The organism is Sphingobium olei, from assembly GCF_042678845.1.
Classification (GTDB): Bacteria; Pseudomonadota; Alphaproteobacteria; order Sphingomonadales; family Sphingomonadaceae; genus Sphingobium; species Sphingobium olei.
The window spans coordinates 68,188-93,284 of record NZ_JBHTLS010000129.1 but is presented as its reverse complement, the minus strand read 5'-3'; the positions used below and the strand labels follow the sequence as shown (position 1 = coordinate 93,284).

26 protein-coding genes and 1 riboswitch are annotated in these 25,097 nt (G+C 64.7%); of the genes, 10 read left to right on the top strand and 16 right to left on the bottom strand.

What is annotated here, in order from left to right; all coding sequences use genetic code 11:
- Window positions 1-21: 21 nt before the first annotated feature.
- Both ACFQ24_RS14015 and fdhD read right to left on the bottom strand, forming a co-directional pair.
- Window positions 22-1,860: a TonB-dependent receptor plug domain-containing protein gene (locus ACFQ24_RS14015; RefSeq protein ID WP_380912221.1), complete on the bottom strand. Its 1,839-nt coding sequence runs from the start codon at window positions 1,858-1,860 to the stop codon at window positions 22-24.
- 173 nt (window positions 1,861-2,033) lie between these two features.
- A riboswitch (cobalamin riboswitch) is annotated at window positions 2,034-2,254 on the bottom strand.
- Window positions 2,255-2,311: 57 nt separating this feature from the next.
- Entirely contained in the window at window positions 2,312-3,112 is an 801-nt protein-coding gene (fdhD, locus tag ACFQ24_RS14010; protein WP_380912219.1) for a formate dehydrogenase accessory sulfurtransferase FdhD, read from the bottom strand.
- Window positions 3,113-3,166: 54 nt separating this feature from the next.
- Here fdhD and mobA point away from each other — a divergent pair, with 54 nt between their 5' ends.
- Window positions 3,167-3,679: a molybdenum cofactor guanylyltransferase gene (gene mobA, locus ACFQ24_RS14005; protein WP_380912217.1), complete on the top strand. Its 513-nt coding sequence runs from the start codon at window positions 3,167-3,169 to the stop codon at window positions 3,677-3,679.
- Between the two features lie 28 nt (window positions 3,680-3,707).
- Here the strand turns inward: mobA and ACFQ24_RS14000 are convergent, their stop codons facing one another.
- The 3 genes from ACFQ24_RS14000 to ACFQ24_RS13990 are packed head-to-tail and all read right to left on the bottom strand — an operon-like array spanning window position 3,708 to window position 7,902.
- Window positions 3,708-5,237, bottom strand: a complete 1,530-nt coding sequence (locus ACFQ24_RS14000) for a DHA2 family efflux MFS transporter permease subunit (protein ID WP_380912215.1) — start codon at window positions 5,235-5,237, stop codon at window positions 3,708-3,710.
- Between the two features lie 12 nt (window positions 5,238-5,249).
- Window positions 5,250-6,395, bottom strand: a complete 1,146-nt coding sequence (locus tag ACFQ24_RS13995) for an EmrA/EmrK family multidrug efflux transporter periplasmic adaptor subunit (RefSeq protein ID WP_380912212.1) — start codon at window positions 6,393-6,395, stop codon at window positions 5,250-5,252.
- Window positions 6,388-7,902, bottom strand: coding sequence for an efflux transporter outer membrane subunit (locus ACFQ24_RS13990; protein ID WP_380912210.1), 1,515 nt, complete (start codon window positions 7,900-7,902; stop codon window positions 6,388-6,390). The genes ACFQ24_RS13995 and ACFQ24_RS13990 overlap by 8 nt, the downstream gene beginning before the upstream one ends.
- Before the next feature lie 89 nt (window positions 7,903-7,991).
- On the opposite strand from ACFQ24_RS13990, the gene ACFQ24_RS13985 reads away from it, so the two are divergent.
- Entirely contained in the window at window positions 7,992-8,663 is a 672-nt protein-coding gene (locus ACFQ24_RS13985; protein ID WP_380912208.1) for a TetR/AcrR family transcriptional regulator, read from the top strand.
- A 336-nt stretch (window positions 8,664-8,999) separates the two neighbouring features.
- The gene (locus tag ACFQ24_RS13980) at window positions 9,000-9,614 is read left to right on the top strand and encodes a response regulator transcription factor (protein WP_380912206.1); all 615 of its coding nucleotides are present in this window, start codon (window positions 9,000-9,002) and stop codon (window positions 9,612-9,614) included.
- Here the strand turns inward: ACFQ24_RS13980 and ACFQ24_RS13975 are convergent.
- The 4 genes from ACFQ24_RS13975 to argH are packed head-to-tail and all read right to left on the bottom strand — an operon-like array spanning window position 9,600 to window position 13,261.
- A complete protein-coding gene (locus ACFQ24_RS13975; RefSeq protein WP_380912204.1) occupies window positions 9,600-10,355 on the bottom strand; it encodes a precorrin-2 dehydrogenase/sirohydrochlorin ferrochelatase family protein in 756 nt (251 codons plus the stop codon). The two genes, ACFQ24_RS13980 and ACFQ24_RS13975, sit on opposite strands and share 15 nt — an antisense overlap.
- Window positions 10,355-11,620, bottom strand: a complete 1,266-nt coding sequence (lysA, locus tag ACFQ24_RS13970; RefSeq protein ID WP_380912202.1) for a diaminopimelate decarboxylase — start codon at window positions 11,618-11,620, stop codon at window positions 10,355-10,357. The genes ACFQ24_RS13975 and lysA overlap by 1 nt, the downstream gene beginning before the upstream one ends.
- Before the next feature lie 16 nt (window positions 11,621-11,636).
- On the bottom strand, window positions 11,637-11,897 hold the full coding sequence (locus tag ACFQ24_RS13965) for a hypothetical protein (protein ID WP_380912200.1): 261 nt from the start codon (window positions 11,895-11,897) through the stop codon (window positions 11,637-11,639).
- Entirely contained in the window at window positions 11,894-13,261 is a 1,368-nt protein-coding gene (gene argH, locus ACFQ24_RS13960) for an argininosuccinate lyase (protein ID WP_380912318.1), read from the bottom strand. The genes ACFQ24_RS13965 and argH overlap by 4 nt, the downstream gene beginning before the upstream one ends.
- 19 nt (window positions 13,262-13,280) lie before the next feature.
- Between argH and ACFQ24_RS13955 the strand changes: the two genes are divergently transcribed.
- The 3 genes from ACFQ24_RS13955 (at window position 13,281) to ACFQ24_RS13945 (ending at window position 17,343) form a co-directional block, all read left to right on the top strand.
- Window positions 13,281-13,898 (top strand): TlpA family protein disulfide reductase, encoded by a 618-nt coding sequence (locus tag ACFQ24_RS13955; protein WP_380912198.1) that lies wholly within the window; start codon window positions 13,281-13,283, stop codon window positions 13,896-13,898.
- A gap of 192 nt (window positions 13,899-14,090) precedes the next feature.
- Window positions 14,091-16,739 (top strand): TonB-dependent receptor plug domain-containing protein, encoded by a 2,649-nt coding sequence (locus tag ACFQ24_RS13950; protein ID WP_380912196.1) that lies wholly within the window; start codon window positions 14,091-14,093, stop codon window positions 16,737-16,739.
- Between the two features lie 172 nt (window positions 16,740-16,911).
- Window positions 16,912-17,343: a RidA family protein gene (locus ACFQ24_RS13945; RefSeq protein ID WP_380912194.1), complete on the top strand. Its 432-nt coding sequence runs from the start codon at window positions 16,912-16,914 to the stop codon at window positions 17,341-17,343.
- Window positions 17,344-17,346: 3 nt separating this feature from the next.
- Here ACFQ24_RS13945 and ACFQ24_RS13940 read toward each other — a convergent pair whose 3' ends face one another.
- The 6 genes from ACFQ24_RS13940 to ACFQ24_RS13915 all read right to left on the bottom strand — a co-directional run bounded on the left by ACFQ24_RS13940 (window position 17,347) and on the right by ACFQ24_RS13915 (window position 21,251).
- On the bottom strand, window positions 17,347-17,526 hold the full coding sequence (locus ACFQ24_RS13940) for a Trm112 family protein (RefSeq protein WP_380912192.1): 180 nt from the start codon (window positions 17,524-17,526) through the stop codon (window positions 17,347-17,349).
- Complete coding sequence (locus ACFQ24_RS13935; RefSeq protein WP_380912316.1) at window positions 17,523-18,137, bottom strand: LON peptidase substrate-binding domain-containing protein; 615 nt, start codon at window positions 18,135-18,137, stop codon at window positions 17,523-17,525. Before ACFQ24_RS13935 ends, ACFQ24_RS13940 begins: the two co-directional genes overlap by 4 nt.
- A 5-nt stretch (window positions 18,138-18,142) precedes the next feature.
- The gene (locus tag ACFQ24_RS13930; RefSeq protein ID WP_380912190.1) at window positions 18,143-19,054 is read right to left on the bottom strand and encodes a tetratricopeptide repeat protein; all 912 of its coding nucleotides are present in this window, start codon (window positions 19,052-19,054) and stop codon (window positions 18,143-18,145) included.
- Between the two features lie 106 nt (window positions 19,055-19,160).
- Window positions 19,161-19,598: a DUF2141 domain-containing protein gene (locus ACFQ24_RS13925; RefSeq protein WP_380912188.1), complete on the bottom strand. Its 438-nt coding sequence runs from the start codon at window positions 19,596-19,598 to the stop codon at window positions 19,161-19,163.
- The gene (locus ACFQ24_RS13920; protein ID WP_380912314.1) at window positions 19,595-20,323 is read right to left on the bottom strand and encodes a sterol desaturase family protein; all 729 of its coding nucleotides are present in this window, start codon (window positions 20,321-20,323) and stop codon (window positions 19,595-19,597) included. Before ACFQ24_RS13920 ends, ACFQ24_RS13925 begins: the two co-directional genes overlap by 4 nt.
- A 37-nt stretch (window positions 20,324-20,360) precedes the next feature.
- Window positions 20,361-21,251, bottom strand: a complete 891-nt coding sequence (locus ACFQ24_RS13915; RefSeq protein ID WP_380912186.1) for a prephenate dehydratase — start codon at window positions 21,249-21,251, stop codon at window positions 20,361-20,363.
- Between the two features lie 161 nt (window positions 21,252-21,412).
- On the opposite strand from ACFQ24_RS13915, the gene ACFQ24_RS13910 reads away from it, so the two are divergent.
- From ACFQ24_RS13910 to argB, 4 genes are all read left to right on the top strand, one after another.
- Window positions 21,413-22,072 (top strand): c-type cytochrome, encoded by a 660-nt coding sequence (locus tag ACFQ24_RS13910; protein WP_380912184.1) that lies wholly within the window; start codon window positions 21,413-21,415, stop codon window positions 22,070-22,072.
- A gap of 58 nt (window positions 22,073-22,130) precedes the next feature.
- Complete coding sequence (locus tag ACFQ24_RS13905) at window positions 22,131-22,688, top strand: DUF1993 domain-containing protein (protein ID WP_380912182.1); 558 nt, start codon at window positions 22,131-22,133, stop codon at window positions 22,686-22,688.
- A gap of 50 nt (window positions 22,689-22,738) precedes the next feature.
- Entirely contained in the window at window positions 22,739-23,419 is a 681-nt protein-coding gene (locus ACFQ24_RS13900; protein ID WP_380912180.1) for a queuosine precursor transporter, read from the top strand.
- Window positions 23,420-23,654: 235 nt separating this feature from the next.
- Complete coding sequence (gene argB, locus ACFQ24_RS13895) at window positions 23,655-24,560, top strand: acetylglutamate kinase (RefSeq protein WP_380912178.1); 906 nt, start codon at window positions 23,655-23,657, stop codon at window positions 24,558-24,560.
- Between the two features lie 15 nt (window positions 24,561-24,575).
- On the opposite strand, the gene ACFQ24_RS13890 is transcribed toward argB, so the two are convergent.
- On the bottom strand, window positions 24,576-25,097 hold the full coding sequence (locus ACFQ24_RS13890; RefSeq protein WP_380912176.1) for a GNAT family N-acetyltransferase: 522 nt from the start codon (window positions 25,095-25,097) through the stop codon (window positions 24,576-24,578).

Below are 25,097 nucleotides of genomic sequence, written 5' to 3'. Positions count from 1 at the left end.
ACGCCCGCCCGACCCTTTCGATCAGAAGCGAACGCGCACCCCGCCATAGGCGGACCGGCCGTAGGTGCTGTAGCCAAAGGCCGTCGCATAATCCTCATCGAACAGATTATCGATCCGGCCATAAACTTCCAGATGCTCGCCGATCGGCAGCGACGCACGGATGCCTGCCAGCGCATAGCCATCGAGTCGGCGGGTATTGGCGGCATTGTCGAAACTGTCGCCGACCATGGTGATCGTCGCGCCAGTCGACAGGCCGAAGGACCAGACATAGTCGGCCGACACGCTCACCTGATTGACGGCGCGACGGGCGAGCCGGTTGCCAAAGGTCGCCGATCCCGCCGAACGATCGCGGGCGTCGATATAGCTGTAGCTGCCCGTCACCGTCAGCGCGTCCACAGGCCGCAGCGCTATCGACGCTTCCACGCCCTTGGCGCGCGTACGGTCGATATTGCCATAGGTGAAGGTGGCGTTGTCGTAATTGATCTGATCGCGCGTGTCCCGGCGGAAGGCAGTGAGCGATACGGTCGCGCGACCGCCGTCCAGGCTCTGATCGAACCCGATGTCATAGCTTTTGGACCGTTCGGGGCGCAGCGCCGCATTGCCGCTGAACGTGTCGTAAAGCTGGTAGAGCGACGGCGCCTTGAACCCTTCGCCATAGCTCAGGCGGACATTGGTCGCACCCGCATTCGGCGTATAATTGGCGTTGGTGCCGAACGTGGTCGCGCCGCCGAACTGGCTGTGATCGTCATGACGCACACCGCCGGTTATCGCGAGGCCCGCGAAGGGCTTCAGGATCGCAAGGCCATAGACGCTGTCGATGTTGATCCGTGCGGCGTCGGCCGATCCGAAGCCGAAAAAGTCATAATCGGGCCGTTCATGCTCATAGCCGACGATGAACCGCGCCGCATCGACGGGAGCGTAGACCCCCTCATATTCGAAGCGCAGGTTCGTGCCCTTATAGCCATAGTCCGGATCGGTCCCACGCACGAAATAATAGTCGCGGTCGTTGCGCAGATAGGTGACGGCGGCGCGATTGGTCAGCTTGCCGTCCAGCAGGGCAAGGTTCAGCCCGGCATAACCCACATATTGATCCAGCTTCGACACGTCGCTGCTGTCGGCCGGCGCGCCGAAGAAGCTGTCATAATCAAGGTCGGCATGGATGTAGTAGCCGCGCAGGTCCAGGCTCAGCGCGTCGCTGAATTTCAGCTTCAACCTGGCGTTGGTGGCGATATTCTCATAACCGTCGCGCTCGGTCCCGCCGGCGGCAGACGAGATGCCGTCCGTGCGGAAATAGGCCGCGCCGACGCCGCCGGAGGCGATCCCGCTGGTTGCCGATACGTCCGCCTTTGCGTTGACGGTGTCGCTATAGCCATATTCGGCGGACGCATTCGCCCCAAAGCCTTCCAACGGCGCGCCGGTCATGATGTTGACCACGCCGCCGATCGCCTGGCTGCCATAGACCACCGAATTCGATCCGCGCAGCACCTCGATCCGGCGGATATTGCCGGTCAGTAGCGGACCGAAATCATAGCCATCGCCAATACCGCTGGGATCATTGACCTTCACGCCGTCGATCAGCACCAGCGTCTGGGTCGTTTCCGCCCCGCGCAGCGACACGCCGGTCGCGCTGCCGACAGAGCCTGTCCGGTTGAAGCGGACGCCCGGCGTCGTAGCCAGCAGATCCACGACGTCGATCGCCTGCCGCGTCTTGATCGTATCGGCGTCGATGACGGTGATCGCTTGGCCCACTTCGTCGCGCGGCTGTTCTATGCCGGAAGCCGTCACGACAATCTCGTCATCCTGCGCCAATGCAGGCGCCGCGATGAGCAGCGCTGCGAGTGAAATTCCCCATTTTATCATGTTCATTGCCCTGAGCGTCAAAGCGACTGGTCAAGGCCGGAGCGTCCGCGCGAGCGGTCATGCCAGGCGAAGGGCGACGCCTCATGTCCCCGCGCGCGTCACGATGCGGCTCCGGCCGCATGGCGTCGCTCGACGGAAAACCACCGTGCCCCGGCCATCCCCTGGACCAGAGCAAGAGCGACCATGCGCCGGCAGGTCTCCTGGCTTGCGGGTCGTCGCGATGATGCTGCGGCCTTCCCGAACCGAAAGGTCCAGTGGCCAGCCCGTAAGGGGCCATGGCGCATCATGCTCGCCGCTCACAGTTGCAGGGACAGCCGTGGAATAGGGGACAAACGCCCCTCACCACATTCCCGTTTTCAGCCCTCGATGGGGCACCGGCGCGAGTCAGCGCGGCAGCTCAAAGCCGCCGCGTCCGCGCCCTTAGGCGAATGGGTGCTCAAAGCCAAGTGTCTCAACGCAGGTCGGCGCCCCGCGCGAGCATGGCGTCTGCCCGCGCCAGCACAACCAATGGCAGGCCCGCCTGTTCCGCACGCTCCACGGCGAGGCGGGTCGGCGCTGAGATGGTGACGAGCATCGGACAGTCGGCCAGCGCGGCCTTTTCGACCAGCTCGTAGGAGCAGCGCGACGACAGCAAAGCAAATCCACCATTCCACCCGACGCCGGCTGCGCGCATGGCGCCGATCAGCTTGTCGAAGGCATTATGTCGGCCGACATCCTCCCGCACCAGCCGGATGGCGCCCTGAGCATCGACCAGCGCGGCGGCATGGGCAGCGCCCGTCGCACGCCCGAGCGGCTGATGATCGTCTAGCGCGCCGAGAGCTCGAAAAATAGCGGCGCGATCCGCGCGGCTGCGGTTCGTCACCCGCGGCAGCGGCCGCATCGCCTGCTCCAGATTTTCGATGCCACACAAGCCGCAGGACGAATCCGTGGCGCGATGCCGCACGCGTTCCAGCAGTGTCGGAGTGCGTTCCGGCGACAGGGTGGCGCGTGCCACCACACCGCCCGCCACGGGATGCAGATCGACGTCCAAAAGCCGCTCCTCCGGTCCGGCCAGCCGTTCGGACAGCGCGAAGCCATTCACCAGGTCGGCAAGATCGGCAGGCGTTGCCATCAGTACGGCATATCCGACGCCATTAAACTCGATCGCGACCGGTCTTTCCTCGGCCAGGGGGCGGTCGACCGGCTCGGTCCCGCCGTCCGGCGTCAGCCGCTCCAGTCGCAACAGCGCAAAGGCATCGTCGGGCTTGTGCATCGCCCCCGCTATAGGCAGGGACGGAGGACAGGGACAGGGGTCGGAACGAGACGGATGCGGATATTGGGCGCGATCCTCGCTGGCGGGCGGTCCAGCCGCTTCGGCAGCGACAAGGCGGCGGCTTTGATGCCGGATGGCCGTACCCTGATTGCCCACGCCATCGCCTCTCTGCAACCCCATGTGGAAGCGGTCGTGATCTGCGGTCGCACGGGTGGTCTGCCAGATCGTCCCATGCCCGACATGGGGCCGCTGGGTGGGCTCAACGCAGCCCTCCATCACGCCTGGAAGAATGGGTTTGAGGGCGTGCTGACGACCGGATGCGACATGCCGGTCTATCCTGCGCACCTGCTCGATGCGCTTGTCGGCGATCGCGCGGCCATCGTCGACGGGCAACCCCTGATCGGCTGGTGGCCGGCCTCTCTGGCGCCTGTGCTGGACCGGCATCTGGCGGACGAAAACAGCCGGTCGATCCGGGGCTGGCTGGGACGGATCGACGGCCGGCTGGTCGACGCGCCGGGTCTGTCCCTGCCCAACATCAACCGGCCAGAGGATCTGAAGCGCATCTGACGGTTCGGCGGGGGTGACCGCCTCCGCCCTAGTGCGCTGCTGAGGTGTCTACGTCCGAGCGCGGCTTGGGAGCGATCCACACGATCACGGCGGCCGCGAACAGGATGATCGCCGACAGAAAGAACACATGGTCGACCGCAATGACGATCGCTTCCTGCTCGACCAGGTTGGATATGGTCTGCCGCGCCTGGTCGACCGACAGGCCCATGCCCGTCAGAACCGATTGCGTCTGGTCAGGCTGCAACACGCTTGCCATTTCGTTGCGGGACACGCGCTGGGAATCGCCCCATTCGGTCAAGACGAGGGATGTCGCGATTGCCGTCGCCATCGTCCTGACGAAATTCTGGAGGCCCGCTGCCGATGCGGTCTCGCTCGGCAACACCGATCCCAAGGTCAGCGTGGTCAACGGAATGAAGAAGAAAGGCAGGGCGAAACCCTGGACAAACTGCGGGATCGCCATCGTCCCGAAATCGATACCGCTGGTCCAGTGCGCGCGCACCAGTGACATGAGGCCGATCCAGGCAACGGCGCAAGAAATGAGCAGGCGAGGATCGACCTTGGTCATCATGCGGGCCGCGATGGGCGCTGTGAAAAGCGCCGCCATCGCCGTCAGCGCCGTGACGATGCCTGCCCATGTCGCGGTATAGCCCATCGACATCTGCAACCATTGCGGGATGACGACGATGCTGGCGAAGTAGGAGCCGAAGCAAAGCGACAGCGTGAAAAGGCCGGAACTGAAGCCGACATGGCGGAAGACGCGCAGATCGACGACCGGATGCTCCTCCGTCAATTCCCAGATGATGAAGACAAGGAAACCGATGAACGACATGACCGCGAGCGCCACGATCATCGGGTCGGCGAACCAGTCATGATCGCGCCCGATGTCCAGTACGATCTGGAGACAGCCGATCCAGAAGACCAGCAGGAAAAGGCCCACGCGGTCGATCGGCACCTTGGCAGTCTCGGTTTCGACCGGCCTCAGCAGCGCCTGCGCAGCAAAGACGCACAACGCCGCTATCGGCAGGTTGATGAAGAAGATCCAATGCCAGCTCCAATTATCGCTGATATAGCCGCCGACGATGGGTCCGAGCGCAGGCCCCATCAACGTCGTCATCGCCCACATGCCCATGGCCCTTCCCCGCGTTTCCGGCGGAAAGATGCGCATCAGCAGCGTTTGCGACATCGGCATTATCGGGCCGCCGCAAATGCCCTGACCGATGCGGCAGGCAACCAGCATGCCCAGGGTAGGTGACAGTCCGCACAGCAGCGAGAAGAGGCCGAAACCCGTCATCGCCAGGGTGAAGACGCGTACGACTCCGAACCGCTGCGCAAGCCAGCCGGTAAGCGGAACGCAGATCGCCTCCGCCACCGCGTAGGAAGTGATGATCCACGTCCCCTGATCAGGCGAGATGCCAAGGTTGCCGGCGATATGCGGGACCGACACGTTGGCGATGGTCAAATCCAGCACGACCATCAGGTTGCTGAGCGCCAGGACCAGCCCCGCCAAGGTGCGAGAACGCGGCGAAAGCCGGGAGAAGATGTCGTCATCGCCGCTCATGCTCAGGCGTCCTTATTCGGAAAGGTCGAGTTCGACTTCCATCGAAAGACCGACACGGAGCGGATGGGCGGCCAGTTCCTTGGGATCCAGCGCGATGCGCAGCGGCAGGCGCTGAACCACCTTGATCCAGTTGCCCGTAGCATTCTGCGCGGGGATCAGCGACATGGACGACCCGGTCCCACCCGCAAAGCCGACCACCTTGCCATGATAGACGACGTCGCTGCCATAGAGGTCAGAGGTAACCGTCGCCGGCATGCCGATCCGGACGCGGCGCAACTGCCGTTCCTTAAAGTTGGCGTCGACATAGACCTGCTGCAGCGGCACGATGGTCATTATGGCATTACCCTGCGCCACGCGCTGCCCGATCTGGACCTGCCTCCTCGTCACCACACCGTCGATCGGCGCGCGGATGATGGTGCGCTTCAGGTCAAGCTGCGCCGATTCCAGCCTGGCCTTGGCAGCCATGACCGCCGGATCGGTGTCGACGGTCGATCCGCGCACCAGGGCGTCGTTCGCCTGCAATTGACCGGTCGCGGCGCTGCGGGTCGCTTCGGCGGTGCGGACGCCTGCATTCGCCACGTCCAGCGCAGCGCGCGCGTTGGCGTAGGCCCTGCGAGCGGCCGTTAGCTCGTCGCCGGAGACGGCTCCGTCATTCACCAGCGCCTCCCTCCGTTGAAGATCGACGCGCGCCTTTTCAACGTCAGCCCGGGCGCTTGCCTGCTGCGCCCGCGCCTGCACGATGTCCGCCCCCCGCGCTTGAACCTGGGCGGACAGCGATTCGCTGGTGGCCGAGGTCTGGCGGAAACGTCGCCGCGCTTCGGCAAGGTCAGCCTCAGCCTGCGAGACGGCGATCTGCGCGTTTGTGGGATCCAGCCGAACGAGCAGATCGCCCTTCCGCACCGGCTGGGTGTCCGATACGCGCACGTCGATGACCTGCGCGGAAATGAGCGGCGTCACCTGCGCCATTTCCGCATTCACATAAGCATTGTCTGTGCTGACATGGTTGCGCCCGACGAGCAGATACCACAGGCCCCAGATCAGGCCCACAACCAGGACGGCGATCCCGAGCCGGATCAGCCACGTCCTGCGCGCGCCATTGCGCTTCTCCTGCGTCGCGTCCGGTGCGGCGTCATTGGTTTCAAGGGCGGCGTCAGCCATGCGGTTGATCCTTGAGAAGGGTGTCGCTGACGGCGAAGCCGCCGCCGAGCGCGCGGATGAGAGCAACGTCGGTAGAGAAGGCACTTGCCTCCAGCCCAGCAAGCGACTGGCGGGCGGCAAGCAACTGATCTTCGACATTCAACACGTCGAGGAAGGTGGAGAGGCCACCCTGATAGCGTTTCTGCGCGATCTGGTACGCGTCTTCCGAAGCCGCGACCGCAGCCCGCGCATCGGCCAGCCGCTGATCCAGCGTCCGGCGCGTCGTCACGGCGTCAGCGACCTCTTGATAGGCGTCGAGCACCGTCCGGTCATAACTGGCAACCGCTTCGTCATAGGTTGCCCGCGCGCCGCGATACTGGCCTTGCAGTGCCCCGCCATGGAAGATCGGCAGGCTGATCGCGGGCCCGACGGTCCCGAAAATCGAGTCCTTCTCGAACAGGTTGCTCAGGAACGACTGGGACGACCCGGCAGCGCTGCCGGAATTGAAGACCGTATTATAGCCCAACGACTGGACGCCGACGAGGGCGCTGAGGCGGATCGCCGGGAAGAAGTCAGCGCGCGCGACCTTGATGCGCTTGGCTGCGGCCTCCGTCCGCGCGAGGGCCGCGGCGATATCAGGCCGGCGGGCGACCAGATTGGTGGTGATGTCTGCCGGAAGGCCGAGCGGCGCCAATTGTCCGATATGCGGGCGGGTGATCGAAAGGCCGCGATCCGGCCCGGCGCCGATCAGCGCGGCAAGCTGATGCTGCCGCAGTTCGATCGCCATGCGCGCGCCCGCCAGCTGGGCGCGCGCCGAAGCGACGGTCGCGTCCGCCTGCCGCACGCTGCCGCGCGTCTCAAGGCCGTTCTGACGCCGTTCGGCGACCAGCTTTTGACTGGCGAGACGTATGTCCAAGGTACGCTGCGCGATCTCTGCCTCATCGTGGAGACGCGCGAGGTCTGCATAGGCGCTGGCGATGCCGGTCGTAAGCGCCAGCCTTGCCTGCTGCATGTCAATTTCCGCCGCGCGCGCCTCAGACGTTGCCGCTGCCAGCGCGGCGCGGTTGCGGCCCCAGAGGTCAAGGTCGAAGCCGAGGTCCAGCGCGACACGACCCGTGCCTAGCCAACCCTGGGGCACGAACTCCTTAGGCAGGCCCATATTATAGCTTTGCTTGGTGGCGGCAGCGCTTGCGTCCAGATCGGCCGATGGGAGAAGCGCCGCGCCTGCCTGCTGCGCCATGCCGGCCGCGCGGCGGAACCGCGCGCCAGCGGCTGCAACGTCGGGAGAGGCGCGCAGGCCTTCCTCGATCAACTGATTCAGTTGCGGATCGCCATAGGCGCGCCACCAGCCATCGCCCGGCCATGCTGCAGCTTGTGCGGCGAAGCTGCGCGAGGCCTCAACGCTGTCGGGCGATCGAACGACCGGCTGCGGCCCGAGCTTGGGCACGGCCGCGCAGGCGGCAAGGAGCAGGATGGAAGAGACCATGCCCCCTGTCCGGGCAGCAAAGGCGATGCGACTCAGCGACATATCTAACTGTACCACCTAGTATGGAAAGCGGCATTGCCGCTTGCGCAATAGCTTGTCAACAAATTTAGCGTACTATATGGTACGTTTTTATGACCAACGCCACCTGCTCTCCTTTCAGCCGACGCGAAGCCCGTCGTCAGGGCCGGCGGGACGCCATGCTGGCAGTGGCGCAGGACTATTTCCTTGCGCACGGCTATGCTGGCACCAGCATGTCCGAAATCGCAGCCAAGCTCGGCGGATCCAAGGGGACGCTGTGGAGCTATTTCCCCTCGAAGGAGGCTTTGTTCACCGCGGTTCTGGAAAAGGCGGTGAAAGCCTATCAGGCGCAGTTGAACGAAATTCTTCATCCAGACGGCAATATTCGAGACACGTTGCTACGCGCCTGCATCAATTTGATGGGCAAGATCAATTCGGCAGAGGCGATTGCGCTGCAACGGCTCATCATCGCAGAAGGTCGCCGCTTTCCCGAGTTGTCGCGCATCTTTTTCGACCTGGCACCCCACAGTACCCAGAAGCTTCTGGCGAGCTTCCTGAAGGGGGCAATGGACAGTGGGCAACTGAGGCAAGCCGATCCGGCTGATGCGGCGAGCGTTCTGACCGCCTTGGTTCGCTCCGGCCTGCACCACCAACTGTTGTTAGGCCGGATAGACACGCTGGACCTGACTCAGGTGGAGCGGGAAGCGGAGTTAATCGTCGATATCATACTGCGCGCCTACGCGCCTGAAACCACACCGGCCTCTCCCCGCGGACACAGTGCATAACCGCGTCCCTTGACTCTATGTAGCAAGGTAACGGGAAAGCCGCGGTCCACCTTGGCGCGCAATCAAGACATATGCACTTCCACGCTGTTGGTGCCGGATCGAAATCCAGCCCCGCAATCGAAACCGCAGGTGTAGTGGGATCCAGATCGGGGATGTCGTCGATATTCAGCTGCGTGATCTGTTCCGTCATCTGCTTGCCCTCTCGTCGGTGGGTGGAGGAGCAGGCTATGGTGGTCCACAATGGCGGGCCAACTAAATCACATTAACCGGCGAAACCGGAGTTAACCATTTGTTTGGACGGCAATCCTACCCTTTGTTGTAGGAAGGTAGAACATCATGCAGTTCTTCAAGCGGGTGCTGAGCCGCGACGCGAACGGCGGTTCCAGGACGAACGAATTCCCGCAGCGGCGATTACGCGTGCTGCTGGTGGACGAGAACAAGACGGCGCGGGCGGTGATCGCCCGGCGCCTGTCCCATCGCAACTATGATGTGGCGCTTGCGGATAGCGGCTTTGCGGCTCTCTCCACGCTTGTCACCCGGCCCGTGGATATCGTGCTGATCGATATGGATCTCACCATCCTGTCCGCCATCGCGACCATGCAGAAGATCCGAGCCGCGAACGTTGCGGGCACTGCCTGCTTCGTGATGATCGCCGGGCAGCACCAGTCCACGGTCGATGTGCTGGATGCCGGGGCGGACGACCACATCGTCAAGCCGTTCGACTTCGACGTTCTGGATGCGCGCTTGCGGCATTTGTGCCACCGTGCCGAGCAGATCGGTGCCCTGTCGCGATACAATGCCGAACTCGACGCCCGCATTGCCAGACGCGCGGTAGAACTGGGCGAGACGCGCGAGGAACTGCGCGAGATGCAGGCGGATCGCGCTCGGCTGGTGTCGTCGATCCAGGCGCTGCACGACAAGATCGAACGGCTGCAATCAGCCCAGACATAGCCAGAGGCAAAGGCCCTTCGCCGGGAGTGCGGGTGGAGCATCGGCCACGGTGCGGGTCGCGTCCGCCCGCGCCCGGTCGAGGATCGTGGCCGGCACGTCTGCGGCGTGATAGATATGATCCGCCTCCCCCAGCAGCCGTGCCCATCGCAACGTCAGGTCGTCCGGATCGGGTGAGGCTAGGCGGATTACCACCAGCCTGCTCTCACGATCGACGGTCCCCTCCAGCCATGCGGGCACCGCGCCGGCAGCATCGTCCTTCATCGGATCAATGATCCCCCCCGGCCTCAGCCCGGCGTCGATCGCGCGGCGGCGATCGCTGGCATCAGGCCAACGCGCGCGGATCGCCGCCCGACCGGCGAACAACGCCTGCGCGAGCGCTCCCAACCCGGCGGGCAGGATCGCTTCGAGTCGCTGGCGCAGCGCCTTGGCGAGGCCGGCCGACGCGCCGCCAGTGCCGATGGCGATCAGCACGGGATCGCGATCCACGATGGCCGGCAGGGTGAAGTCGCACAGCGCGGGATTGTCGGTCGCGTTGACCAGCACGCCCCGCGCCCGCAACCGCCCGGCAGTCGCTTCATCCCCGTCCGACACGATGGCGATGCGCGATTCGGGATCATCCTCGCACACGATCCGCGCGCCCGCTCGCTCCAGCAGGCGGCGCTTGGCCTCGGCCGCATCCCCATTGCCCGTCAGGATGACCGCCCGCCCCTCCAGACGGAGAAAGACGGGCAGGCTGTGCATCAGGCCGCAAGCCAGTCGGGAATGACGTCGCCGTCGATCAGCGCCTGGATCGGTGGCCTCTCCCGCACCACCGCCCATTTGTCGCCCGACACCAGAACTTCGGGCGTCAGCGGACGGCTGTTGTAGGTGCCCGCCATCGTCGCGCCGTAGGCGCCGGCAGTCATGAAGGTGACGAGATCGCCCGCCTCCACGACATCCATGTCCCGGTGCATGGCGAAGGTGTCTCCGGTTTCGCACACCGGGCCGACGACATTGGCGACAGCATAACTGCCCGTCGGCTTCACCGCGCGGATGTCGTGCCACGCGTCATATAGGCTGGGCCGCAACAGGTCGTTCATCGCTGCGTCGACGATGACGAAGGGGGCCTGCGCGCCCTGCTTCACCCGGACCACGCGCGACAGCAGCGCACCCGCGTTGCCCACGATCACGCGGCCAGGCTCGAACAGCAGGCGGACATTCCAGCCCTGCGTGACGCGCGTCACCATCGCGCCATAAGCGGCGGGGCTGGGCGGAACAGGTTGCGACGGATCATAGGGAACCCCAAGCCCGCCACCCAGGTCAGCGGTGCGGATGGCGTGACCGTCCGCGCGAAGTGCCTCCACCAGCGCGCCGACCTTGACGAAAGCCGCTTCCAGCGGCCTGAGATCGGTCAGTTGGCTGCCGATATGAACGGCGACGCCCTGCACGTCGAGGCCAGGGAGCGCCCGCGCGGCGCGATAGCTTTCGAGCGCGCGGTCATAAGGAATACCGAATTTATTCTCCGACTTACCGGTCGAGATCTTGGCGTGGGTGCCCGCATCAACATCGGGGTTGATGCGATAGGCAACCGGCGCCTTCTTCCCGATGGACAGCGCGACCTCGGACAGCATCTCCGCTTCCGGCTCGCTTTCCAGGTTGAACTGGTAGATGCCCTGCTCCAGGCCGATGCGCATTTCTTCCGCCGTCTTGCCGACGCCCGAAAACACGATGCGGTCGGCCGGAATGCCTGCCGCGATCGCCCGCAACAATTCGCCGCCAGACACCACATCCGCCCCGAGCCCCAGCCGGGCCAGCGTGGCGAGAACCGCAGCGTTGGGGTTCGATTTGACCGCAAAGGCGATCAGCGGATCGTCAAGTTGCGACAAGCCGTCACGGAACACGCCCACATGGCGTTCCAGCGTGGCGGTAGAATAGACATAGACGGGCGTGCCGACCGCCTGTGCGATCGCTTCCATCGGCACCTGCTCCACCTGCATGGCGCCGTCGACATAAGTGAAATGGTCCAAGGCGGCTTCCTGTGCGTTATTCGGGCTGTGCGTTGGGCGGCAGGTCGAATTCGTCGTTCCCGCGTTTTCGCGACTGGGTCAGCAGTTCAACATTGCGTCCTGGCCGCGCCTGGATCGACGGCTGCATCAGGTCCGCGGCGACAGGTGCCGTCGCCGCACCTTTCGGAATGGCGGGCAGCTTCTGCCCGGCCACCGGCTTCAGCGATTCCCGTCCGCCGCAGGCACTCAGAGCGAGCGAGGTCAGCGCCAGACAGCCAAGAGTTCTTGCCGCTCTCATCCCAGTTCCTCCTTCGCCTGCGCGATCCGGGCGCGCACCTGATCGGGCGCGGTGCCGCCATGGCTCTTGCGGCTGGCGACAGAGGCATCAACCGTCAGCACGGCATAGACCCGATCGTCGATCCGCGCGTCAATGGCGGTCAACGTCTCCAGCGGCAACCGGTCCAGCGGAACGCCGGCCGCCTCGGCCGCCGCGACGGCGCGACCAGTGATATGGTGCGCTTCCCGAAAGGGGATGCCGCCTTCGCGCACGAGCCAGTCCGCCAGGTCAGTGGCGGTGGCAAAGCCGCTTTCGGCAAGGCCGCGCATCCGGTCGGTACGAAACGTCACCGTCTCCACCATGCCGGTCATCGCTGCGATCGAGAGGCCGAGCAGGTCGTGCGCTTCGAAGACGGGCGGCTTGTCGTCCTGCATGTCCTTCGAATAGGCGAGCGGCAGCCCCTTCATCGTGACGCAGAGCGCATTCATGCATCCCAGGATCCGCCCGGCGTGACCGCGCACCAGTTCGGCGGCGTCCGGATTGCGCTTCTGCGGCATGATCGAGCTGCCGGTAGAGTAGGCGTCGGGCAGCTTGACGAAGCCGAAGGGCTGGCTTGCCCAGATGATGAATTCCTCCGCCAGCCTGGACAGGTGCAGCGAAGCCTGCGTTGCCGACATCAGATAATCGAGCGCGAAGTCGCGATCACTGACGCTGTCGAGGCTGTTGTCTGTCGGTTTGGCGAAGCCGAGCGCCGTCGCGGTCATATGACGGTCGGTCGGAAATCCGGTGCCCGCGAGCGCCGCTGCGCCCAGCGGACATTCATTGAGGCGGGCGCGGGCGTCGGCAAAGCGGCTGCGGTCCCGGCGGATCATCTCATAATAGGCCATGAGATGATGGCCGAGCGTCACCGGCTGAGCGGACTGGAGATGGGTGAAGCCCGGCATCACGGCATCTGCATGCTCCTCCGCCCGCGCCACCAGCGCGCGCTGAAGGCCGAGCAGTCCAACCTCCACCTCGTCGATGGCGTCGCGCACCCACAGGCGAAAGTCGGTGGCGACCTGATCGTTCCGGCTGCGCGCCGTATGCAGGCGGCCAGCGGCGGGGCCGATGAGTTCGGCCAGGCGCGACTCCGTGACCATATGGATGTCTTCCAGGTCGAGGTTCACCGGGACGCCATGCGCCTCATATTCCTTGGCGATTTGCTCAAGCCCTGCCCCGATCGCGTCCGCGTCGGTCTGGCTGACGATGCCCTGTTTCGCCAGCATCGCGACATGCGCGAGGGAGCCGGCGATGTCCTGCTTCCACAATCGCTTGTCGAACGGGATGGAGGCATTTATTTCGCGCATGATCGATGCCGGGCCGGCCGCGAACCGGCCACCCCACATGCTGTTGGAGCCTGCTTCCATGCTATCGTCGTCCCGCGCGCTAATGATATTGCTCCTGCTTGGCCCGTTGGCGGCTTGCGATAGGCAATCGCAGCCCAAGGAGCAAGCCAATGCGAGCGCCAGCGGCGAGGTCGCGGCGACGTCCGGCGAAGCCTCAGGCGGGACCAAAGCGCCCGAAGCGTTCAGTTACAAGCTAGACAAGAGCAAGGCGGGGACGCCGGCACCCGATTTCGCCTTCATGGACCCCGACGGCGGCGAGAAGACGCTGGCCGATTTCGCCGGTCGTCCCGTGCTCGTCAACCTCTGGGCGACGTGGTGTACGCCCTGCGTCGCGGAGATGCCGACGCTCGACCGGGTCGCGTCGGCGCACGGTGCCAAGGGGCTGGCCGTCCTCACCATTTCCCAGGACACGCAGGGCCTCAGTGCCGCCAAAGCCTTTTTCGCGAAACAGAAGCTCCCCCATCTCAAGGCCTATGCCGACCCGGAGAACAGGTTCGGATTCGCCTACGCGACGGGCTCGCTGCCGACCAGCGTCCTTTATGACGCCCAGGGCAAGGAGATGGTGCGCGTGATCGGAGCGATGGATTGGGAGGGCAAGGAGGCGAAGGCGCTGATCGACGCGGCTTTGCAATCCTGATTGTTCGCGGACGCACAATGTCGACACATATCGCAAGTGTTGGAAAAACCACCTGTTCCCAGCCATAAAATGTCGGAAATACGGCAGCAACATTAGCCAATATTGCGAATTTTGTGCGCCGCAGTAGCGGCTCTGCATCCCTGGTTCGTTCCCTTCTTCTGTCATCAAACGATCGCAGAACAGGGGGCATGAATGACACGCTTATCCGCACTCAAACTTTCTCTGGTCCTGGCCTCGTCCTGGTCCGCCTGCGCCATGGCGCAGGATATGCCGCAGGAGCCGCAGGCTGACGAAGGCGCCGCCATCATCGTCACGGGAACGCGCGCCGTTGGGGTCGAGGCCGCCGAATCCGCAGCACCCATCCAGGTCATTGGCGAAGAAGCGCTGACCAGGATCGGTCAACCCAACCTCAATCAGGCGCTGACCCAGCTGACGCCCTCCTTCCAGGCGCAGACCCAGGGCACCGACATGGCAAGCTTCTCGCTGAGCGCGCGCCTGCGCGGCCTTTCGCCCAATCACACGCTGGTGATGGTAAATGGCAAGCGCCGTCACGGTAACTCCATTCTTCAGGTCATCAATGGCGCGTTCGGCGGCTCCGCCGCCCCCAGCATCGACCTCATTCCGCCGGACATGGTCAAGCGGATCGAAATCCTTCAGGACGGCGCAGCCGCTCAATATGGCTCCGATGCGATCGCCGGCGTCATCAACATCATCCTGAAGGACGAGCGGGAGGGAGGCGCCATTCGCCTCAACGCCGGCGAATATTATGACGGCGAAGGTACGACCTACAGCGCCAGCGGCAATTTCGGCATGCCGCTGGGCGAGGATGGCTTCCTAGACATCTCGCTGTTTCACCGCAGAAACGATTATACCACGGTCGGCGATGGCCAGATGTCGGTGAAAAACTATAACGGTACGACCGTCACCAACGTTTCGGCCGCGTTCAAGCCTTTCCTGGACGCCTGCAATGCCGTCAATTGCACCGCCAACGTCAATGGTGGCCAGCCCAAGTCCAAGCTGACGCTGGGCTTCTACAATATGGGCTATGATTTCGGCGGGGTCGAACTCTACTCATTCGGCGACATTTCCTACCGGCACGGCGACGCGCTCCAGGGCTATCGCCACCCGACCCGTCTTTGCCGCACGCAGAACGCGCAGGGTGTCTGGGTCGCGACCACCACCGATCCAACAAATTGTTTCGGCACTTCCCGCCAGACCGGTTTGATCCCGCATATCGAGGTGAAACAGAATGAATTTTCCTTCACCGGCGGGCTGAAGGGCGAGCTTGGCGACGGATGGAACTGGGATCTGGCCGCCAGCTATTCGGAGGACGTGGCGAAGGTCTATACGACCCATTCGGTCAACGCCTCGTTGTTCGTCAACACGGGCCAGTCGCCCAGCGACTTCTACGACGGTAAGTTCCAGTTCAACCAATATGTGGGCACGCTGGACATCCGGAAGGAGTTCGACGTCGGCTTCGACGATCCGCTGACCCTGGCGTTCGGTGTCGAATATCGCCGGGAAAGCTATGAGATCGGTCAGGGCGATCCGCTTTCGCTCTATATCGAGGGCGGTCAATCCTTCCCCGGCTACGCCGCCAGCGACGCCGGCACAACGCGGCGCAACGCCAAGTCGATCTATGTCGATGTCGCCTTCAACCCCGTCCCGGAATGGACGGTCGATCTGGCCGGCCGCTACGAGGATTATAGCGACTTCGGCGATACGCAGATCGGCAAGCTCACGACGCGTTACGATTTCTCCGACGCGTTCGCGCTCCGCGCCACGGCCAGCACCGGCTTCCGCGCGCCGTCGCTCCAGGAATCGGGCTATTCGTCGACCAACGTCGGGCCGACCTCTGCGACCCTGCAACTCGCGCCCAGTTCGCCCGGTTCGGCGAGCGCTGGCTTCGGCGCGCTCGGCCCGGAAAAGTCGGTCAATCTGTCCGCCGGCCTCGTGTTCCGCCCGGTGCCCAAGCTGGCGATCACGCTCGACGGCTACTATATCAAGATCAAGGACCGGATCGTGTCTTCAGGCACCATTACCGGACAGCGCTTCAACTCGCTGACGACGCCGCCCACGCGTGTCCTGACGCCGCTGATCAATGGCCTTACGCCTTATGATCTGGTACGCGCGGCGATCGCGGCGAGCGGCAAGGCCCTCGACCCGACCGTGCTCAGCAACGGCGCGCTCGGCATTCAGACCTTCACCAACGGCATCGATACGGTGACGAAGGGGATTGAATTTGCCGCGCGCTATCCGGTCCAGCTCGACTTCGGCAAGCTCGACCTGACGGTCGGCGCCAACTACAACGTCACCAAGGTCACGAAGAACAAGCTGGGAACACTGTTCAGCCCGACGTCCGAACAGACGATCGAGGCGGCCAGCCCCAAATTCAAGGGCAATTTCAACGCGACCTTCACCAGCGGGCGGTTCGGCGCCAATGCCCGCGTCAACTATTACAGCAGCGTCTTCCAATATTCGCAGCCGAACGCCGCCTGCTCTGCCGGCTGCCAAGGCCCCGGATCAGGGCTGCCCGCTCCGATCCTGCTGTCGAACGGCCAATCTTATTACAATGCCGAAGTGAAGCCGGCGGCGATCGTCGATCTCGAACTCGACTATGACATCACCGATTTCGCCAACATCGCGATCGGCGCGAACAACCTGTTCGACAAGAAGCCGGAAATCCCGCCGCTGGTCGCCAATTATAATCCGGCGACCTGGCCGACCAACGGATCGTCGCCCTACATCAACAATTCGGGCACGATCAACGCGCCCTACGGGCACGGCGCCTATGGCACCAACGGCGGCTATTATTACGCGCGCGCCACAATCAAGTTCTGACCATCGGGACATGAAAGGGCCGGTCCGGTTAAGGACCGGCCCTTTTTCTTGGGAAAGCGAGGTCATGACGTTAGCCCGGACCATCAGCAAACGAACGATGATGCTGCCGGCTCGGTGCCGATTCGAGAAGATCGCTGCCCTGCCGCGGGCCTGACTTTTTTGGGAGAGAGTTATGAAGCGCTTGATCGCCTCCGCCCTGCTGCTGGCCGCCGGGCCGCTTGCCGCGCAGCCTGCACCCGCACCGCAGGCGATGCCGGCGAAACCGCCTTTCTCCCCCGCCGTGCGGGTGGGCGACATCCTCTACATGTCGGGCCAGATCGGACAGGTGCCCGCCGGCATGGACAGGCACAAGGAGGGGTTTGACGCAGCCGTGCGCAACGCGATGGATTCGATCGGCCGGATATTGAAGGACAACGGCGTGGGCTTCGAGCATGTCGTCAAATGCACGGTGATGCTGAATGACATGGCGGACTGGCCGCGCTTCAACGCCGCCTATGTCCCTTACTTCGAGGGCAAGCGCCTGCCGGCGCGCAGCGCCTTCGGCACGACCGGGCTGGCGCTCGGTGCTCCGCTGGAGGTGGAGTGCATCGCCGCGTTCAAATAGAGGTCAGAGCGGGACAGCCTCACGCGCCAGCAGCACCGGCACGCCGTCCCGCACCGGAAAGGCGAGACCAGCCGCATCGGAAACCAGTGCCTGACGCTCCGCGTCCCAGCGCAAGGGCGTGCGAGTGAGCGGACACACCAGTTTTTCGAGCAGCCAGGGATCGACGGGCGGCGCGACGTTCATTGCATGGTCGCGCCGCCGTCCCGCTCTATCCGGCCGACGATCTGCATCAACTGAATGATGCGATCCGCCCGTTCGGACAGCGTGTCGGCCTCCAGCAGCGTCTGCTTGGCGGCGGGATCGAAGGGCGCGATCTGCGCGATGCCGTTGACCAGCGCCAGATCATCGAGCCGCGACACCGCCGTCCAGTCGACGACATAGCCGAGCGAATCGGCGAAGCGGCGCGATTCCTGTTCCAGCGCGGCCCGCTCCACGGCCGCGAGTATGTCGTCGTCCTGCGGCGCCTGCTCCACCTCCGCCTCGACCTGGCGGAACTGGGTGGAGACAGCCAGTTCCCGCACCACGCGGAAGCGGGCAAGGCCGGTCAGGATGATGTTGAAGCGTCCATCCTCCAGCGCTTCGATATGGCTGACATGGCCCAGGCACCCCATGTCGAACAAGGGCGGCACGGCCCCTGCCCCGCGCGGCTGGATCATGCCGATCCGGCGGTCGCGCGCCATCGCATCATGGATGAGCGCCCGGTATCGCGGCTCGAAGATGTGCAACGGCAGTTCCATGCCCGGCAGCAGCAGCGCGCCGGACAAGGGGAAGATCGAGACGCGCGCCAGCGGCATCGCGGTTACGAGAAGAGGATTTGCGACAGCTTGCGACGCTGCCCGGCGACCCATGGGTCTTCCAGCCCGACCGCCTCGAAAATTTTGAGCAACTGCGCCTTGGCCGCGCCGTCCTTCCATTCACGGTCTCGTCGGACGATCTCCAGCAGCGCGTCGGCCGCCCCGTCGCGGTCGCCATTGGCCATCAGGCCGCCAGCCAGTTCGAACCGCGCGTCATGATCGTCGGGATCGGCGGCGACCTTCGCCTCTATGCCCGACAGGTCGGCCACGGGCTTTGCATCGCGGGCGAGCGCGATGGCGGCACGCGCCTGATCGACCGACGCATGTTTCGCGGCATCCATTGGTAGCGCCGCAAGCACGGCTTCGGCTGCGTCCAGTTGGCCCAGCGCGACCAGCGCGCGTGCCTGTCCCGACACGACTTCGGCATTGTCGGGGTCCATGTCCGCAATCTGCGAGAAGACGGACAGCGCGCGATCCGCCTCACCCCCGGCCAGCAGATCCTCGCCCATAGTGATCAGCGGGGCGACCTCCTCCGCCAGCGCCTTTTCGTCCGACTGGATCGGAAGCTGGGCAAGGATCTGATCAAGATACTGTTTGAGCTGCCCTTCGGTGCGTGCCTGGCTCAGGTCCGCGACGGGCTGGCCCTGAAAGACGGCATAGACGGTCGGGATGGACTGGACACGGAACTGGCTTGCGATGAAGCCGCTTTCGTCGACATTGACCTTGACCAGCTTGACGCCCTTGGGCGCATATTCGGCGCACACCTTCTCGATCACCGGGGCAAGCTGCTTGCAGGGGCCACACCATTCCGCCCAGAAATCGACGATCACCAGACTGGTGCGCGACGGATCCACCACATCGCGACGAAACGCCTCCACCGCCGCCTTTTCGGTGTCGCTCAGTCCAAGGGTCGCCACGCTTCAATCTCCTGCCGTTCATGCGGGTTCGCCCGCCCATAGACCGCAATATGGGGCGCGTCACCCCATGGGCGCAAGGGAAGGGTCCGTCGGATCGCCCGACCCGTCAGAGGAAATATTTGAGCCGCACATCCTGTTCCACGGCCGACCCTGCGACGGAGAAACTGGCCGCCTTGAAGCTGGGCGCGCCGAAGCGCAGGACCGGGTTGCGCGAGAAGCCGACACCTTCGCGCGGGATACCGGCAAAGGTGTCGAGTCGGCCGTTGCCATTTTCATCATGGATGATCGCGATCGCGTATTTACCCGGCGTAAGGGATCCGAGGCCGATGTCTCCCGCCTTGGCCGGCACGGAAAAATAGCGCCGGTCGGGATCCGCGCGGCAGTCGGGAAAATGATCGGGCCGGCGGGTGACGCAAACCAGCACCTTGCCCCGTTCCGACCGGAGGCCGAGCAGGTCCATGCTGAGCGGCTGCGGCAGATCGATGGGGGCGGCCCCGGTCAACGCCATCATCGCCGCGATCAGCGCCGCCCTGCCCGCCTTCATGCCTTCACCCCTTCAAAATTCCCCAGTCCCCGGTCGGTGCCGCATAGCCGATCCCAGACCCGGAAGTAGAGGCCGTAATTGCAGCGATACTGGTCATGATGCCGCTGATGATGGCTGGCGGTGATGAGCCAGCCGCCGATCGGCCCGCGCACCAGCCAGCGCGGAAACATCTCCCACCCCATATGATTGCTGACGCCCATGACCGTCATGATCGTCAGCACCATTCCAAGCGCGCCGACATGGATGGGGATGAGGAAGACGAGCGCCGGGATGACCACCGCGCCGGTCAGCGCCTCCCAGGGATGGAAGCTCATCGCCGCCCAGGCAGTGGGCGGGCGGCTGGCGTGGTGGACGGCGTGGGCGATGCGGAACAGGCGGGGCCGGTGCATCCAGCGATGCGTCCAGTAGAACCAGGTGTCGTGTGCCAAAAGATAAAGCAGGACGGAGACGGGCAGCCACCAGAGCGGATAGTCGCTCACCTGCGTGTAAATGCGGGTCCATCCCCGCGCCTGCCAGCCCCAGGCCACCACGCCCGCCGGAACGCCGTAGATCAGCGCGGAGAGCAAAGACCAGGCAACCTCCCGCCCCATTTGCCGCTCAAGACCGCGATAGAGGCCCGGCTGCCGGATCCGGGTCGCCAACGCGAAGCCGCCGCTCGCCAGCAGATAGCGCACGCCGACGATGACGCTCATGGTAAGGGCAGACAGGAGGATGGCGGCGACCATCGTCATTCTATAGCCCGGCCGCCGCGACGCGTCACGCTCAAGTGCGCGGACGGGCCTGTCGGTAGCTGCCGAGCTGACGAACCCATTTGGTGTGAAATTCCAGCTCTGCCAGGGCGCGATCGACCGCCGGATCACCCGGCATCCCTTCGATATCGCAGAAGAATTCCGTTGCCGCAAAGCTCGCGCCGCGCTGGTAGCTTTCCAGCTTGGTCATATTGACGCCATTCGTCGCGAAACCGCCCATCGCCTTGTAGAGGGCGGCGGGAATATTCTTCACCTCGAACAGGAAGGTGGTCATAACCGGGCCAACGTTCGCCTGTGGCATCCTGGGCTCGCGCGCCAGCACCAGGAAGCGCGTCATATTGTCGTCGCTGTCCTCGATATTCTCCGCGACGAGACGCAGCCCGTACAGTTCGGCGGCGAGGTAGGGCGCGATCGCCCCTTCGCCAGCAATGCGCGTTTCCGCGACCAGCGCCGCGGCGCCCGCCGTGTCGGCATAGGCGACAGGCTGAATGCCGCGCTCACGCAGATAATGGCGGCACTGGCCCAGCGCTTGCGGGTGGCTGATGGCGCTCTTCACAGGCGTCGTGTCCGGAGCCATCAGGCAATGGCGGATGCGCAGGAAATATTCGTCGACGATTCTGAGACCCGATTCGGGCAGCAGGAAATGCATGTCCGCCACGCGCCCGTGCAGGCTGTTTTCGATCGGGATGATGGCGCGCGCCGCCTGCCCCGTCCGCACGGCGTCGATCGCATCCTCGAACGCGAAGCAGGGCAGCGGCACGCAATCGGGCGCATAGCCGAGCGCGGCCAGATGCGAATTGGCACCGGGCGCGCCCTGATAGGCGACGGCGCGCGACGGATCGGCAGCGGCCTTTGCAGCGAGGTCCGCGACGATGGCGCGGGCGGGAGCGGGATAATTTTCCATGGGCGCCGGTGCGCTTAAGGTTTCCGCCGGGCCAGCGCAAGCAAGGCTGAACGCAAAGGGCGCAACGCGGCTTGCGCGCTCGCGTGTCCGCCATTATGGCAACCGGCAAGAGGGGGCACGACTGACAGCCGCCGACGAAAAGGTAAGGGAAGTCAATCGAGATGGGCGATCGTTTCAATACCGTGGCGGGCTGGGCTTTGTTTGCGGGGATCATCGCCCTGGGCGGTGGGATCGTCAGTTCCAAATATTTCGACGGACATCGGCCCGAAAAGATGGGCTATACGATCGAAGGCGTGGAAGCCGAAGGCGCAGGGGCTGCGAGCGGCCCGGGCCTCAACACGCTGCTGGCCAGCGCCGATGTCGCGGCGGGCGAGAAGGTCTTCGCCAAGTGCGCCGCATGCCATACCGTGAACCAGGGCGGCGCGAACGGCATCGGCCCGAATCTGTACGCCACGGTCGGCGAGCCGATCGGCCAGGGCAAGGGCGGCTTCGCCTTCTCCGACGCGCTCAAGAGCAAGGGCGGCGCCTGGACCTTCGAGAATCTGGATCACTGGCTGACCAGTCCGCGCGAATTCGCGCCCGGCACCAAGATGACCTTCGCTGGTCTGGGTAATCCGGCCGACCGCGCCAACCTGATCGCCTGGCTCAACACCCAGGGTTCCAACCTGCCGCTGCCCGCCGCCGACGCCGCTCCGGCCGATGCGAGCGCGAGCGCCGAGGAAGCCGCTGGCAATTCGACCAACGCGGCCGAAAGCGTCAACGGCACCGCGGCCGCCAACGCCGCGCCCGCTGGCGGTCCGGCCGCCCCCAAGAGCGAATGAGCGACACGCGTCGCCGGCGGCATCGGGTTGATTCTGCGGGCATCGTTGCGGGGCGGCCATGACGCCTGAAACACTGCTCGTCTCCACCTGCGCACCGATGTTGCGCACCCTGTCCGGCTGGCTCGACAAGGCGGGAGCGCAGGAGGGCATCGATGGCGACGCGCTGTCCGCCGCCCGCCTGGCGCCCGACATGTTCCCGCTGGCGACGCAGGTCCGCTTCGCCTGCGTCCAGGCGCGCGAGGGGATGCATCGGCTGAAGGGCGAGGATTTTCCCGCGTCGCTGACCGACCTGCTGAACGAAGGCCGCAATGCCGGCGAGCAGCCCGGCACGCTGGCGGACGCGCAGGCGCGGATCGCGCAGACGCTGGCGCTGCTGGACGGGTTCGAGCCGGGCGACGGCGATCCGCAGCGGCCGATCGCGCATGCGTTGCCCATCGGCATGACGTTCGACTTCACCGCCGATCAATATGTGCGCGACTGGGTGCTGGCCCAATTCTATTTCCATGTGATGATTGCCTACGCCATCCTGCGCGCACAGGGCGTGGTGCTGGGCAAGGGCGACTATGTCGCGCATATGCTGCCCTTCCTCCGCCCGACGGCCACGCAGGAGAGGTGAGCGGCAGTCCGCCCCTTCCCCCGTCGGACAAATCCCGATAAGGCCCGGCGATGACTTCGACGCCCGCGCCCATCAGCCGCTCGCTCTTCTTCTTCTCGATTTTCTATGGCGGCATGGTCTGCATCGCGGGCGTGCTGGGCAACAAGCAGGTCGCGCTTGGCCCCTTGTCCGGGATCGGCCCGATAGTCGGGCTCGGGCCGCTTGCGGTGGAGGCAGGCATCTTCGCCTTCCTGCTGCTGGTCACGATTTCCAGCGCGGTGGCGGAATTGCATGGGCGCGCGGTCGCCAATCGCCTGGTGCAGATCGGATTCCTGCCGCTGATCGCATCGATCCTGCTGTCGATTATCGTGCTGGCCGCCCCACCCGCAGGCGACATGGACCCGAAGCGCGCGGAAGCCTTTGCCATGATGATGGGAGGCACGCCGCGCATCTGGCTGGGCGGGATCATCGCCTACGGCATTTCCCAGACGCTGAACGTCACGCTGTTCGCTGCGCTCAAGGGGCGCGAAGGCGGGCGGCTGCTGTGGTTCCGGGCAGCGCTGGCCAGCATCCTGTCGCAGATCGTCGATACGCTGCTGTTCGTCAGCATCGCCTTTTACGGGGTATTCCCGATCGGCGAATTGCTGTTGGGGCAGATGCTGGCGAAGGTTGTGCTGTCGGCGCTGCTCGTGCCGCCGGTCATTTACCTGCTGGTGGCGTTGGGCAGGCGGCTAGATGCGCAGGCCGTTTAAAGAGACAACGAAGTAGACAGCCAAACGGCCCCACATATCATTAGATAGCTAACTAACGATATTTTTCTCTTTAAAAATAACATTTTATGCCATGGCTGTTGAAAGCCATATGCGGCCGAAACCGCGAATTTGCGTGTTACAGGCGCGGAAAGTCATCGCTGTCGATGCCAATTCCGTCTCTAATGGGGTCCGCGTCAACCTTGCGGCCATGCCCATATGGTCCTATCGCGCGCGCATGATCAGCAAGCACGCCCCCGATCCCGCGCTCCTCGCCAAGGCCGAAGTCCTGGTCGAGGCCCTGCCCTATATGCAGCGCTATGCGGGCAAGACCTTCGTCGTCAAATATGGCGGCCATGCGATGGGCGACCCGGAAGCGGCGCGCGACTTTGCCGAGGATGTCGTGCTGATGAAGGCAGTGGGCATCAATGTCGTGGTCGTCCATGGCGGTGGGCCGCAGATCGGCGCGATGCTCAAGAAACTGGGCGTCGAATCGCAGTTCGTGGGCGGCCTGCGCGTGACCGACGCCGAAACCGCGAAGATCGCGGAGATGGTGCTGGCGGGATCGATCAACAAGGAAATCGTCGGCTGGATCGCGGGCGCGGGCGGCCGGGCGGTCGGCATCTCCGGCAAGGATGGGGGACTCGTCCTCTGCGAGAAGGTGCTGGGCAAGCGCGAGGCCGATCCCAACAGCGGGATCGAGCGCAATGTCGATCTGGGCTTCGTGGGCGATCCCGTTTCGGTCGACCGGTCCATCCTCGACACGCTGACGCAGAGCGGGATCATCCCGGTGGTGGCTCCGGTGGGCATCGGCGCGGACGGCCATACCTATAATGTGAACGCCGATACCATGGCCGGCGCGATCGCGGCGGAGCTGAAGGCTTCTCGATTCTTCCTGCTGACCGACGTGGCCGGCGTGCTGGACAAGCAGGGGCAGCTGATGACCGACCTGGACCCCGCGGGCATCCATGAACTGGAAGCGGACGGCACGATCAGCGGTGGCATGATCCCGAAGCTGGAAACCTGCGTGCGCGCGGTGGAAGGCGGCGTGGACGCCGCCGTCATCCTGGACGGGCGGGTGCCGCACGCCATGCTGCTGGAAATCTTCACCGATCGCGGCGCGGGGACGTTGGTGCGGAAATAAAGGCTGCCGGTCGGATCAGCGCAGCAGCGCGGCCGGATCAGCCCAATGGATGCGCTTTTCGGGATAGGCCCGCCCGTCCGGTCCGGCTTTCTCGACATCCTCCACCTCCACGCCGCCGCGATGCGCGTAGAAGCCGCGCGCCGCGTGGTTTTCGGCGTAGCACCAGAGATAGACGCCCGCGCCCGGCCATCCGTCCAGCGCCCATTGCGCGGCGAGCGCCAGCAGCGCCGAGCCGATCCCGGTGCCGCGCGCTGCGGGCAAAGCGTGGAGATTGTCGACCAGCGTACCCCAGCGCGGATCGTCGCCGCCGGCCACGCAGACGAAGCCTAGGGGCGCGCCGTCCCGTTCCGCTAGGATGACCCGGCGATCCGGCCTCGGCGAGGTCAGCCGCGCGGTCCAGAGCGCAAGCCGTTCCGCCTCGATCGGGCCGCCGAGCCAGGCAGGGTCAAGGATGTGGGCATAGGCGCGCCGCCAGCTTTCGACATGCATGGCGGCAACGAGCGGCGCGTCGGCGGCGGAGGCGTCCCGGAAGTGCAT